11 protein-coding genes are annotated in these 12,340 nt (G+C 63.5%); 10 read left to right on the top strand and 1 reads right to left on the bottom strand.

Annotated features, from left to right (window positions below):
* The first annotated feature begins 26 nt into the window (after positions 1-26).
* The 4 genes from ACSQ3Z_RS23090 to gndA all read left to right on the top strand — a co-directional run bounded on the left by ACSQ3Z_RS23090 (position 27) and on the right by gndA (position 4,513).
* Positions 27-575 carry a copper chaperone PCu(A)C gene (locus ACSQ3Z_RS23090; RefSeq protein ID WP_436173563.1) on the top strand — a complete coding sequence of 183 codons (549 nt, stop codon included), beginning with the start codon at positions 27-29 and terminating at the stop codon, positions 573-575.
* A 42-nt stretch (positions 576-617) separates the two neighbouring features.
* Positions 618-1,133 (top strand): YcnI family copper-binding membrane protein, encoded by a 516-nt coding sequence (locus ACSQ3Z_RS23085; RefSeq protein ID WP_436173562.1) that lies wholly within the window; start codon positions 618-620, stop codon positions 1,131-1,133.
* Positions 1,134-1,189: 56 nt separating this feature from the next.
* The gene (locus ACSQ3Z_RS23080) at positions 1,190-2,830 is read left to right on the top strand and encodes a copper resistance CopC/CopD family protein (protein ID WP_436173561.1); all 1,641 of its coding nucleotides are present in this window, start codon (positions 1,190-1,192) and stop codon (positions 2,828-2,830) included.
* A gap of 255 nt (positions 2,831-3,085) precedes the next feature.
* On the top strand, positions 3,086-4,513 hold the full coding sequence (gene gndA / locus ACSQ3Z_RS23075; RefSeq protein WP_436173560.1) for an NADP-dependent phosphogluconate dehydrogenase: 1,428 nt from the start codon (positions 3,086-3,088) through the stop codon (positions 4,511-4,513).
* 58 nt (positions 4,514-4,571) lie between these two features.
* Here gndA and ACSQ3Z_RS23070 read toward each other — a convergent pair whose 3' ends face one another.
* The gene (locus tag ACSQ3Z_RS23070; RefSeq protein ID WP_436173559.1) at positions 4,572-5,615 is read right to left on the bottom strand and encodes a LacI family transcriptional regulator; all 1,044 of its coding nucleotides are present in this window, start codon (positions 5,613-5,615) and stop codon (positions 4,572-4,574) included.
* A 27-nt stretch (positions 5,616-5,642) separates the two neighbouring features.
* Between ACSQ3Z_RS23070 and ACSQ3Z_RS23065 the strand changes: the two genes are divergently transcribed.
* The 6 genes from ACSQ3Z_RS23065 (at position 5,643) to ACSQ3Z_RS23040 (ending at position 12,275) form a co-directional block, all read left to right on the top strand.
* Positions 5,643-7,271: an ABC transporter substrate-binding protein gene (locus tag ACSQ3Z_RS23065; RefSeq protein WP_436173558.1), complete on the top strand. Its 1,629-nt coding sequence runs from the start codon at positions 5,643-5,645 to the stop codon at positions 7,269-7,271.
* Between the two features lie 129 nt (positions 7,272-7,400).
* A complete protein-coding gene (locus tag ACSQ3Z_RS23060) occupies positions 7,401-8,291 on the top strand; it encodes a carbohydrate ABC transporter permease (RefSeq protein WP_436173557.1) in 891 nt (296 codons plus the stop codon).
* The gene (locus ACSQ3Z_RS23055) at positions 8,288-9,223 is read left to right on the top strand and encodes a carbohydrate ABC transporter permease (RefSeq protein WP_436173556.1); all 936 of its coding nucleotides are present in this window, start codon (positions 8,288-8,290) and stop codon (positions 9,221-9,223) included. The genes ACSQ3Z_RS23060 and ACSQ3Z_RS23055 overlap by 4 nt, the downstream gene beginning before the upstream one ends.
* Positions 9,223-10,323, top strand: coding sequence for an ABC transporter ATP-binding protein (locus tag ACSQ3Z_RS23050; RefSeq protein WP_436173555.1), 1,101 nt, complete (start codon positions 9,223-9,225; stop codon positions 10,321-10,323). Before ACSQ3Z_RS23055 ends, ACSQ3Z_RS23050 begins: the two co-directional genes overlap by 1 nt.
* A 51-nt stretch (positions 10,324-10,374) precedes the next feature.
* Positions 10,375-11,121 carry a sugar phosphate isomerase/epimerase family protein gene (locus tag ACSQ3Z_RS23045; RefSeq protein ID WP_436173554.1) on the top strand — a complete coding sequence of 249 codons (747 nt, stop codon included), beginning with the start codon at positions 10,375-10,377 and terminating at the stop codon, positions 11,119-11,121.
* A gap of 11 nt (positions 11,122-11,132) precedes the next feature.
* Positions 11,133-12,275: a Gfo/Idh/MocA family protein gene (locus ACSQ3Z_RS23040; protein WP_436173553.1), complete on the top strand. Its 1,143-nt coding sequence runs from the start codon at positions 11,133-11,135 to the stop codon at positions 12,273-12,275.
* The last annotated feature ends 65 nt before the right edge of the window (positions 12,276-12,340 follow it).

The raw sequence follows: 12,340 nt of genomic DNA, 5'->3' as shown, positions 1-12,340 counted from the left end.
CGCGATAACGTATCCATGGAGCCATCATGTCTCTCTTCCTCCGTGCCGCCGCGCATGCGCGCGCACCCGGCCACAGAAATACCCTCCTGCTCGAGCAACGCCTCGGCATCCTTGTCGTCGCCCTCGCCTTGCTGTTCGTCGTCGCCCAGTCGGCCTTCGCGCATGAATTCAAGGTCGGCGACGTCGAGATCGAACATCCCTGGTCGCGGGCAACGCCGGCCGGCGCCAAGGTGGCGGGCGGCTATTTTACCGTCACCAACAAAGGCAGCGCGCCGGACCGCCTGCTGTCGATTTCGTCCGATATCTCTGACAAGGCCGAGCTACATGAGATGGGGGTCAAGGACGGCGTCATGACGATGCGGCCGGTCAGCGGCGGCCTCGAAATCCCTGCCGGCGGCAAGGTCGCGCTAAAGCCCGGCGCCTATCACCTGATGTTCTTCGGCCTCAAGCGCCAGCCCAAGCAAGGCGAGAAGTTCTCCGCCACGCTGACCTTCGAGAAGGCCGGCAGCGTCACCGTCGAGTTCGCCGTCGAAGGCATGGGCGAAACGGGTGGGATGGACGATCACGCCAATTGAGCCGACCAGTTTCCACAAATTTTGAGAATCAGAGAGACCATCATGAACAATTATCTTTTGTCCGCCGGGGCGCTTTTCGTCGGGACAAGTGCTGCCTTCGCGCACATCACGCTCGAAACCCAGGAAGCGGCCGTCGGCTCGACCTACAAGGCCATCCTGCGTGTGCCGCATGGCTGTGAGGGCAAGGCGACGACCGCTGTGCGCGTGCAGGTCCCGGAAGGGGTGATTTCGGTGAAGCCGATGCCGAAGCCCGGCTGGACGCTGCAGACCAAGAAAGGCAAGTACGAAAAATCCTACCAGCTCTATGGCGAGGCGGTGACATCAGGTGTCAAGGAAATCGACTGGAGCGGCGGCAGCCTGCCGGACGAATTCTACGACGAGTTCGTCTTCCGCGGCACGCTGGCAGCGGATTTGCCGGCCGGCGAAAAACTGTACTTCCCGGTGGTGCAGGAATGCGAGGGGGCTGCCGAGCGCTGGATCGAGATTCCGGCGGCCGGACAGGATGAGGATGCGCTGGAGAATCCGGCGCCCGGCCTCAAGCTGCTGCCGAAGAAATGATCTCTCGGCGGCGCGCTCCGTTCGAAGGAGCGCGCCGCTGCTTTCGCGATGGTGGCATGAGCGCGGTATCCTCCCCATGGACGACCTGCAGGTCCGGCAACAGCGTCGGCCGGCTTGGCGTCGGGCTGCTGGCTGTCCTCGTGCTGCTCTTGGTTCTCGCCCTGCCGGAGCGAGCATTGGCCCACGCGGCGCTGATCAAGGCCGATCCCGCTGACGGTGCGGTGCTGGCGCAAGGCCCGGGGCAATTTTCGCTGACCTTCAGCGAGCCGGTGTCGCCGCTCGTGCTCACCCTCGTGCGGCCCGACGGCACATCGGTTGCGCTGACCTCGTTTCGCCTCAGCGACCGGACCGTGGCCATAGACAATCCACAGAAGCTGAAGCCGGGCACGCATGTGCTGAGCTGGCGGGTGATTTCCGCCGACGGCCACCCGGTCGGCGGCTCGGTGCTGTTTTCCATCGGCGCGCCGAGCACGCCGCCGGTGGCTGCCGAGCCGGTCGACTGGGATTTGCGGTCGGCGATCTGGCTCGGCAAGATACTGCTCTATGTCGGCTTGTTTCTCGGCGTCGGTGGCGCCTTCGCGCTTGCCTGGCTGGCCGAGGGCGGGCGGTGCGGGCGGCGCTTCGTCATCGCCACGCTCCTCGCCGGGCTGATCGCTGCGCCGGTTTCGTTGGGCTTGCAGGGGCTGGATGCGCTCGCGGTGCCGCTTGCCCAGGTCGACGCGTCCGTGGTGTGGCGCACAGCGCTCGACACCAGTTTCGGCCGGACGGTTCTGATCGCGCTGGTCGCGCTCGGCCTTGGCCTGCTGTCGCTGGTCGCACCGCGCGGCGTTTCAAAGCCGCTTGCTCTGGCGGGGCTGGCCGGCGTCGGTGCCGCGCTTGCCGCCAGCGGCCATGCCAGTGCCGCCGAACCGCAATGGCTGATGCGACCGATGGTGTTCCTGCATGGCATGGGCATCGCCTTCTGGGCCGGCGCGCTGGCGCCGCTCGGTCTTGCGGTGCGACGGCAATCGGGAGAGGCCGGGCCATTCCTGCGCCGGTTTTCCCGCGCGATCCTGCCGGTCGTTGCCGTGCTCACCGCCGCCGGCATCGTGCTTGCCGTCATCCAGGTGCAGACGCCCGCGGCACTGGTCAACACCGGCTATGGCCGGCTTTTGCTGGTCAAGCTGGTGTTGCTGCTCTTTCTGTTCACGCTCGCTACCGTCAACCGCTGGACGCTCACCGCGCCCGCCGAAGCCGGCGCAACCGAGGTGCAGCGACGGCTGGTCCGCTCGATCGGCGCCGAAGTATTGATCGTGCTCGCCATCTTCGCCGTCGCCGCCGGCTGGCGCTTCACGCCGCCGCCGCGCGCGCTAGCGATCGCCGCCGCACAGCCCGCGTCGGTGCATATCCACACGCTGAAGGCGATGGCCGATCTTAGCATCACGCCCGGCCATGCCGGGCCGGTCATCGCCTCGATGGTGCTCATGACCGGCGATTTCGGCCCGCTCGACGCCAAGCAGGTGACGCTGGTGCTGTCCAAGCCCGATTCCGGCATCGAGCCGATCAAGCGCTCGGCGACCAAGCCCGGCGAGGGCAGCTGGCGCGTCGATGATCTCGTCATCCCTATCCCCGGCCGGTGGACAGCGCGGCTCGACATCCTCGTCTCGGACTTCGAGATGGTGAAGATCGAAGCGCCGATCGACATCCGCGCGGAGTGATATTCAGGTGATGCCGGCCTGCGAACGGCGGTTTTCTGCGCCCCCGGTGCTCACGTACTTTAAGTACGCTCCGCTCCGGTTCTCGAGAACCACCATTCTCGGCTCGGCCTGACCTGAATCTCACGCATCGCTGCCTCGACACAATTCGGCGAGGCGGTTGACGCCGCCGCGAAGGCCCGTCATTCATCACGGGAACAGGGGCATCTCCTCAAAAATCGCGGCCTCAACAAAAGATCCGAAAGCAGGGAAGAAACGATGGAAAAAGCCGAAATCGGCCTGATCGGCCTTGGCACGATGGGCTCCAACCTGGCGCTCAACATCGCCGAGCATGGGCACCGCATCGCCGTCTACAACCGCACCGCGGCGCGCACCGACGCCTTTGTCGAGAGTGCCGGCGCGCTGAAGGACATGGTGGTGCCCTGCTACAGCCTGGAGGAACTGGCCGCCGCGATCCGGCCGCCGCGGCCGATCATCATCATGGTGCTGGCCGGCAAGCCGGTCGACGAACAGATCGCAGCACTGCGCGGCGTGCTGTCCGACAACGACATCGTCATCGATGCCGGCAACGCCAATTTCCGTGACACGATGCGGCGCTTCTCCGAGCTGTCCGGCTCCGGCCTCACCTTCATCGGCATGGGTGTGTCCGGCGGCGAGGAGGGGGCGCGCCATGGTCCGTCGATCATGGTCGGCGGCACCGAGGAAAGCTGGAAGCGCGTCGAAGACGTGCTGACGGCGATTTCCGCCAAGTTCAAGGACGAGCCCTGCGCGGCCTGGCTCGGCACCGACGGCGCCGGCCATTTCGTCAAGACCGTCCACAACGGCATTGAATATGCCGACATGCAGATGATCGCCGAGATCTACGGCATATTGCGTGACGGCTTGGGCATGGGGCCGAAGGAGATCGGCGCCGTGTTCGCCGACTGGAACAACGGCCGGCTCAATTCCTACCTGATCGAGATCACCGCCAAAGTGCTGGCCGCCGAAGATCCCAAGACCGGCAAGCCGGTGGTCGACATCATCCTCGACCGCGCTGGCCAGAAAGGCACCGGCAAATGGTCGGTCATCGAGGCGCAGCAGCTCGGCATTCCGGCCACCGCGATCGAGGCCGCGGTGGCGGCGCGCGTGCTGTCGTCGATCAAGGACGAGCGGCAGGCGGCGGAAAAGGCCTATGGCAACAGCGGCGTGACGAAGATTGCCGGCGACAAGGACGCTCTGCTCAGGGATCTCGAACTGGCGCTGTTCGCCGGCAAGATCGCCGCCTATGCGCAAGGCTTCGCTGTCATGAGCGGCGCTTCGAAAGAGTTCAACTGGAACCTGCCGATGCCGACCATCGCCAAGATTTGGCGGGCAGGCTGCATCATCCGTTCGCAAATGCTGGATACGATGGCTGAGGCTTTCGGCTCCGGCGGCGCGGCCACCAACCTCCTGATGGCGCCGGCCTTCATCGCCATGATGCAGGAGGCGCATCCGTCGCTAAGGCGCATTGTGGCGCGAGCATCCGAGGCTGGCGCGCCGGTGCCGGCGCTGTCTTCGGCGCTCGCCTATTTCGACAGCTACCGCCAGGGCCGCGGCACCTCGAACCTGATCCAGGCGCAGCGCGATTACTTCGGCGCGCACGGCTTCGAGCGCATCGGCGAGCAGGGCGCCTTCCATGGCCCGTGGGGAAGTGGAGCGGCCGGCTAAAGCTGGGTTGAGCATGATCTTTTCCGAAAACCGGTTCCCCACTTTTCGGGATCATGCTCTAGCCGCGATAGGCAACAACTTCGCCGGGCAGGCTCATGCTCTGCAAGGAACCGGGGGCGGCGCCACCGATCAGGCCGAGCACCGAGCGGGCGAGTTCGGAGCCGGCCAGCCGGAAGTTCTCGTTGACGACCAGCAATTCGCGCCGGAACAGATGCAGCAGATCCGATGACTGTTTCGATACGACATCGACGTCGCGGCCGAGCTTCAGGCCCGCGTCCTCAATGCCGGCGACGATGGCCAGCGTCGCGGCCGCGGCGCTGCTGACGAAGCCGTCCGGCCTGTCGTCGCGGCGCATCAGCTGCGCGGTGCGCATCCTGATCTGCTCGATGGAATGATCGATCGAAACCGTGTTGAACGGCACCTCACTGGCGCCGACCTCGCTCAGGGCATCGGCAAAACCGTTTACCGTGTGGCCGTGATAGGTCAGGCCCACGGGCGGTGTCAGCAGAGCGAGCCTGCGGCGGCCGATGCCGGCCAGATGGCGCACCGCCTCGGCCGCGAAGGCATAGTTATCGAAATCATGGTAGGGGTGGATCAGCCCCATATCCGTGCGGCCATGCGTGGCGAAGGGGATGCCGCGCTCCAGCATGTAGCGGGCCCTCGGATCGTTCGGCTGCGTGCGCGAAATGATGACGCCGTCGGCGGAGCCGGTTTCCACCAGATAGCGGATCGGATCGAGCGGATCCTGCGAGCGCGAATAGGGCGTGACGATCAGGTGGTAGGGCGTGTCGGCGATCACTTCCGAGACGCCGTAGATGATATCCGAGACAAAGCTCATGATCTCGCGCTCGGTGTTGAGCACGAGGCTGATTACGTTGGTCTTGCCGGTTCTGAGACGCACCCCGGCGCGGTTCGGCCGGTAGCCGATCTGCCTGGCCACGAGCTGGACACGGCGCCTGGTCTCGGCGCCGATCTCGGGCGCGTCCTTCAGCGCCCGCGATACAGTGGTGACACCGAGGCCGGTCATGAAGGCAAGCGTCTTCAGCGTCGGGCGCTCGTGCGCCGACGCCTCGTCGTCCTTGTCTGTCTGATCCCTGTCCATTCGTCCCGCCCGTCAGGCGCATAGCAGTTGCCGGGCAGGCCGGCAATCGCCGGGGCCGCGACGTGCGACTTCCACCTGGCGAAACCTCAATACACTGAAACGTTACAGATTGTCACGAGCGACACATGGGCGGCTGTGGCAGGCAGCTTAGGTCTGCGGTGCTGCCGGGACAGAAAACCATCGGAATTCAGCGGAGAAGACCTTTCAGGCGAATTCTTTGCCAGCTTTCCTTGTTTTGCGGTGCAACTTTGCGTGCTGCGGTGCACAATGCGGTGTTGGAGGGAGGATTTTGTTCGCAGCTCGAAAAATATCCGGACTGCTTTTGCGCGAGGGGTTGCGCACGTCACGCAATTGCCGTATCGAAAATCTGTAACGTTTCAGATTCTGGGAGGAACCGAAATGCGATATAAACTCTTGACTGCCGCGCTGACGGCGACGGCCGCGCTGCAGCTCGCCGGTCCGGCGGCTGCGACCGATCTGGAAGTGATTCACTGGTGGACGTCGAAGGGCGAGTCGGCGGCGGTCTCGCAGTTTGCAAAGGCCTTTGACAATGACGGCCACGGCGACAAGTGGGTGGACAGCGCCATCGCACTCGGCGAAACCGCCCGCTCGACCGTCATGCAGCGCGTGCTCGGCGGCGATCCGCCCGGTGCGGCTCAGTTCAATCCCGGTCGGCAGTACGAGGAACTGATTTCGGGCGGCAAGCTGCTCGACCTCACGGACGTCGCGACCGCCGGCAAGTGGGATGAGGTCATTCGCCCGAAGGCGATCGGCAGCGCCTGCCTCGTTGATGGCCACTGGTGGTGCGTTCCGGTCAACATTCATTCGAACTACTGGGCGTGGTACTCCAAGCCGGTCTTCGAGAAAGCGGGCGTGCCGGAGCCGAAGAGCATGGCCGATTTCATCGCGGCCGCACCGAAGATCAAGGAGGCAGGCTTCATTCCCTTCGCCATCGGCGGCGACGGAAACGGCTGGCAGATCCAGTTGCTCTTCCAGGACATGGTCACCGAGGCTCTCGGCGTCGCCAAGCGTGACGAGATGTATACCAAGAAGAGCGCCGAGATTGCCGGCGGCGCCGAGATGAAAGGCGTCTTCACCGAGTTGAGGACCCTGAAGCAGTTCACCGACAACGGCTACGCCAACCGCAACTGGAATGACACCACCAACCTGGTGATCACCGGCAAGGCCGGACTTCAGGTGATGGGCGACTGGGCGCGCGGCGAATTCGCGGCCGCCGGCATGACCGGGGTCAAGGATTTCGGCTGCATGATCGGCCTGAACGAGGACAAGCCGGTGGTCAGCACCGACGGCGACATCATCGTATTCTTCAAGCAGGACAATCCGGATGTCGAAGCAGCGCAGAAGCGTCTTGCGGCACTCCTCATCAGCCCGGAGGTTCAGGTCGCCTTCAACAACGCCAAGGGTTCCATGCCTGTGCGTGGCGATGTCGACATGTCGACGGCCGACCCGTGCATGCAGAAGTCCCTGAAAGCGGTGGAAAACCCGTCCAACATCGTCACTGCGACGAACCGGTTCATCACCGAGAACACCAACCAGCAGATCAATGAGCTCGTCGCGCAATTCTTCGCGGACGACTCCATGACCGCTGACGACGCCACTGCGAAGTTTTCTACCATCATCGGAAACTCCGACTAGGAACCGATCAGCACCCAGAGGCGCCGCCCTTGCGGCGGCGCCTCTGTCCGGAGCCAGTGGTTCGGACAACGCTGACTTTCACGTCGGCAACTACCCCATTGTGTCGGTGGAGGCGGAGAAAGACGGACGATGCAGAAGAGTTGGAGGCGCAGATTTCACTTGCCCGCCGTCATCGGGACGATACCGATGATTCTCGTCGCCGTCGGCGTGTTCGTGATCGGCATCGGCTTCTCGGTGCTATGGTCTTTCACCAGTTCGAAGCTGTTCCCCACCTATGATTTCGTCGGTCTGGCACAGTATAGGCGCCTTTGGGCCGACAGCCGCTGGCTCGTCTCGGTCAACAACATCTGGTTCTTCGGCCTGATGTCCATCACCTGCAACATGGTATTCGGCTACCTGCTCGCCGTTTTCATGGACCAGCGCATCCGCCAGGAAGACCTGTTCCGCTCGATCTTCCTGTATCCTTTCGCCATGTCGCTGATCGTCACCGGTCTCGTGTGGCAATGGGTGCTCGACCCCAATCTCGGCCTGCAGGCTGCGCTCCGCAATTTGGGCTGGTCGAGCTTCAGCTTCGCCCCGCTGGTCGATGCCGAGACCGCACTGTACGCGCTGGTCGTGGCGGGCATCTGGCAAGGCTCGGGCGTGACGATGGCGATCCTGCTTGCCGGCCTGCGCGGCGTTGACGAGGAGATCTGGAAAGCGGCGAGGGTCGACGGCATCCCGACGTGGCGCACGCACATGTCCATCGTGGCGCCAATGATGAAGGGTGCCTTCGCCACCGCCTTCGTTCTCCAGTGCGTAGGCGTGGTGCGCGTCTACGACCTGGTTATCGCCATGACCGGCGGCGGTCCCGGCATCGCCACGTCCATGCCGGCAGTCTACGTCATCCAGCTCATCACAGTCCGCCAGAACGTCGGCCAAGGCATGGCCGCGGCAACGATGATGCTGCTGCCGGTCCTGGTCGTGCTGGCTTTCAGCGGAATTCTACTGTGGCGGCGAAACCGGGAAGCGAGCGCATGACCGCCAGCCAGATCACCGCAATTCAGCCTGTCCAGGAAGCGCCGGATCAGGCCGGCGTGGGGCCATTCGGGCCGAAACCGCGTCGGATATCGGCCAGCCGCATCGGTCTTTATGCTTTCCTGGTCGTCGCGGCTCTCTTCTTCCTCATCCCGGTCTACATCATGATCGTGACATCGCTGAAGGGGATGCCGGAGATCAGGCTGGGGCATCTTTTCAACCTTCCGGGCGAGCCGACCTTTCAACCCTGGGCCGACGCCTGGCTCCATGCCTGCACCGGTCGCGACTGCAACGGCCTCAGTCCCGGCTTTTACAATTCGGTGAAGATCACCCTGCCCAGCGTGGTCATCTCGATCATCTGCGCGTCGATCAACGGTTATGCGCTGACCTTCTGGCCATACAAGGGCGCCAACCTGCTCTTCGGGTTGCTCGTGTTTGGCGCCTTCGTGCCTTATCAAGTGGTGATCTATCCGTTGATCATCGGGCTGAGCTCGGTCGGGCTGTTCGCGTCCCTGCCTGGTATCATCATCGTGCACACGATCTTTGGAATGCCCATCCTGACGCTGCTGTTCCGCAATTTCTACGCGGCAATACCGGTCGAGCTGTTCAAGGCAGCGCGTGTCGACGGTGCGGGTTTCTGGCGCATCTTTTTCCACATCATGCTGCCGATGTCGCTGCCGATCACGGTCGTCGCCGTCATCCTGCAAGTTACCGGTATCTGGAACGACTTCCTGTTCGGCATCGTGTTTGCCGGGCGGCCCAACTGGCCAATGACGGTGCAGCTCAACAACATCGTCAACACAACGACCGGCGTGAGGGAGTACAATGTCAACATGGCGGCCACCATTCTGACGGCGGCGGTGCCTCTGCTCATCTATTTCATCTCCGGAAGATGGTTCGTGCGCGGCATCGCCGCCGGCGCGGTGAAAGGCTAATGGATATGGCGCAGAACGGTACCAGCGTTTCGATCCAGGACCTGTCGCTGAGTTTCGGCGTCATCTCGGTACTGCACACGCTCAATCTCGATGTCGCCGAGGGCGAGTTCATCGTGCTGCTCGGGCCGTCGGGCTGCGGTAAGTCGACGTTGCTCAACTGCATTGCCGGCCTGCTCGACATTTCGGAAGGCCGCATCTTCATCAAGGGCAAGAACGTCACCTGGGAGGAGCCCAAGGACCGTGGCATTGGCATGGTGTTCCAGTCCTATGCGCTCTATCCGCAAATGACGGTGGAGCGGAATCTGTCCTTCGGCCTGCGCGTCGCCGGTGTGCCCAAGGAGGAGATCGACAGGCGCATCGCGCGCGCCGCCGAGATCCTGCAGATCGAGCCGCTCTTGCAGCGCAAGCCGTCGGCGCTCTCGGGCGGCCAGCGCCAGCGCGTGGCGATCGGGCGGGCACTGGTGCGTGACGTCGATGTCTTCCTGTTCGACGAGCCGCTTTCCAACCTCGACGCCAAGTTGCGAGCGGAACTGCGCGTCGAAATCAAGCTGCTGCATCGCAAGCTGCAGAATACCATGATCTACGTCACCCACGACCAGATCGAGGCGATGACGCTGGCCGACCGCATCGCGGTGATGAAGGGCGGCGTCATCCAGCAGCTCGACGCGCCGCAGACCATCTACAACCGCCCGGTCAACCGCTTCGTCGCCGGCTTCCTCGGCTCGCCGGCGATGAACTTCATCGATGGCAGGCTGGAGAAGGACAACGGCGACTGGCACTTCGCCGTCGAGGACGTGCGCATCCCGCTCGCGACCTACGCCTTCGAGAAGGAACCGACGCCAGGGCCGGCCGTGTTCGGCATGCGCCCCGAGCATGTCGCCTTCAACAGCGGCGCAGGCTGGCCATTCACGGCGACGGCCAATGTCGAGGTCGTCGAGCCGATGGGATCCGATACGCTGGTCTGGCTGAAGCTCGGCGAGCAGAACTTCACCGTCAGGGTGACATCGGAGCGTACGCCGAACAATGCGGACACGGTCAGTATCGGCTTCGACCCGATGCGGGCCTCGCTCTTCGACGCCCAGACCGGCAACCGCCTTTAACTCCCAAGATACGCGCCAAGATCCATCCCCCAAGAGAAAACGGACAAGACGATGAACTGGTCATTCCAACTCTACAGCGCCCGCAATTTTCAGCCCTGGACCGGCGTGCTCGAGATGCTCGGCAAGCTCGGCTACAGGCAAGTTGAAGGGTTCGGCGGCGTCTATGACGACCCCAAGACCTTCCGCGCCGAACTCGACAAGAACGGGCTTTCGATGCCGACCGGGCATTTCTCGATCGACGCGCTGGAAAATGATTTCGACGGCGTGCGCAGAACAGCCGACGCGCTCGGCATCACGCTCGTCATTTGCCCCTATCTGCTCGCCGAGCAGAGGCCGTCCGATGCCGCCGGCTGGCGCGGTTTCGGCGAGCGGCTCGCCAAGGTCGGTGAGACGGCGCAAAGGGCCGGCTACGGCTTTGCCTGGCATAACCATGATTTCGAGTTCAAGAAGCTCGCCGACGGCTCGGTGCCGCAGGACCACATCCTGACGGCGGCGCCCGACATCGGCTGGGAGATGGACGTCGCCTGGGTGGTGCGCGGCGGCTCTGATCCGCTGCCCTGGATCGAAAAGCACGGCAAGCGCATCAGCGCCGTCCATGTCAAGGACATGGCCAAGCCGGGCGAGGGGCTCGACGAGGACGGCTGGTCGGATGTCGGCCACGGCACGATCGACTGGGCCGGGCTGATCAAGGTATTGCGCGCCAAGAGCGTCGCCAAGTACTACGTCACGGAACAAGACAACCCCAACGACATCGAACGCTTCGCCCGCCGCTCGATCGCATCCGTCAAGGCTTACTAGGAACAATCATCATGGCAAAGAAACTGGGTATCGGCGTCATCGGCTGCGGCAACATCTCGAAGGCGTATTTCTCGCTGGCGCCGTTGTTCCGCGGCATCGAGATGCGCGCTTGCGCCGACATCAACATGGACGCTGCGAAGGCGCGGGCGAAGGAGTTCAAGCTGCGCGCCGAGACTGTCGATGATCTGCTCAAAGCCGACGACATCGACATCATCGTCAACCTCACCATTCCGGCGGTGCACTATGAGGTGTCGAAGCAGATCCTCGACGCCGGCAAGCACGTCTATTCGGAAAAGCCGTTCGTGCTGTCGATCAAGGAAGGGCTCGACCTGAAGAGCCGCGCGGAGAAAAAGGGGCTGCGCATCGGGTCGGCACCCGACACCTTCCTCGGCGGCGCGCACCAGCTGGTGCGCAACCTGATCGACACCGGCGCGCTCGGCAAGATCACCAGCGGTACCTGCCATGTCATGGGTCACGGCATGGAGCACTGGCATCCCAATCCGGACTTCTTCTTTCAGCCGGGCGCCGGTCCGGTGCTCGATATCGGACCTTACTACATCACCAACCTGATCCAGCTGATCGGGCCGGTGAAGCAGGTGGCGGCGTTCGCTTCGATCCCGGCGACGGAGCGGACGATTTCGTCGAAGCCGCGCGCCGGCGAAAAAATCCCGGTCAACACGCCGACGACCATCCACGGCCTGCTGGAGTTCGAGAACGGCGCCGTCATCACGCTCAACACCAGCTGGGACGTCTGGAGCCACGGCCACGCGCCGATGGAGCTCTATGGCGAGGCGGGCACGGTGTTCGTGCCGGATCCGAATTTCTTCGGCGGCGACGTGCGCTTCACCGAGGCGGCCAAGCCGGTCAAGAAACTGCCGAAATGGAAACATCCGTTCGGTGTTCCCAATGAAATGCACGGACAAGGCATGATGGCCAACTATCGCACCGCCGGCCTTGCCGACATGGCGATCGCAATTGCCGAAGGGCGGCCGCATCGCTGCTCGATGGAGCTGGCGTTGCACGCTGTCGACGTGATGACCGGCATATTGCGCTCGGGCGAAACCGGCAAGTTCGTCGCCATGCAGACAACCTGCGAGCGGCCGGCCGCGCTTGGCATCAAGGAAGCGAAGGCGCTGATGGCCAAGAAGAAGTAGGCTGCAGAGATTATCGATAATTTTGACTAACCCCTCTCCCCCTTCTTCCGGGGAGAGGGTAAAGG

Origin of the sequence: Mesorhizobium sp. LjNodule214 (assembly GCF_964252735.1) — a bacterium.
In the GTDB taxonomy this organism is placed as follows: Bacteria; Pseudomonadota; Alphaproteobacteria; order Rhizobiales; family Rhizobiaceae; genus Mesorhizobium.
This window is presented reverse-complemented; position numbering and strand designations above follow the sequence as displayed.

Coding starts and splice junctions, on each gene's coding strand:
- ACSQ3Z_RS23090 (WP_436173563.1), top strand. CDS start 27: ATGTCTCTCTTCCTCCGTGCCGCCGCGCATGCGCGCGCACCCGGCCAC.
- ACSQ3Z_RS23085 (WP_436173562.1), top strand. CDS start 618: ATGAACAATTATCTTTTGTCCGCCGGGGCGCTTTTCGTCGGGACAAGT.
- ACSQ3Z_RS23080 (WP_436173561.1), top strand. CDS start 1,190: ATGAGCGCGGTATCCTCCCCATGGACGACCTGCAGGTCCGGCAACAGC.
- gndA (WP_436173560.1), top strand. CDS start 3,086: ATGGAAAAAGCCGAAATCGGCCTGATCGGCCTTGGCACGATGGGCTCC.
- ACSQ3Z_RS23070 (WP_436173559.1), bottom strand. CDS start 5,615: ATGGACAGGGATCAGACAGACAAGGACGACGAGGCGTCGGCGCACGAG.
- ACSQ3Z_RS23060 (WP_436173557.1), top strand. CDS start 7,401: ATGCAGAAGAGTTGGAGGCGCAGATTTCACTTGCCCGCCGTCATCGGG.
- ACSQ3Z_RS23055 (WP_436173556.1), top strand. CDS start 8,288: ATGACCGCCAGCCAGATCACCGCAATTCAGCCTGTCCAGGAAGCGCCG.
- ACSQ3Z_RS23050 (WP_436173555.1), top strand. CDS start 9,223: ATGGATATGGCGCAGAACGGTACCAGCGTTTCGATCCAGGACCTGTCG.
- ACSQ3Z_RS23045 (WP_436173554.1), top strand. CDS start 10,375: ATGAACTGGTCATTCCAACTCTACAGCGCCCGCAATTTTCAGCCCTGG.
- ACSQ3Z_RS23040 (WP_436173553.1), top strand. CDS start 11,133: ATGGCAAAGAAACTGGGTATCGGCGTCATCGGCTGCGGCAACATCTCG.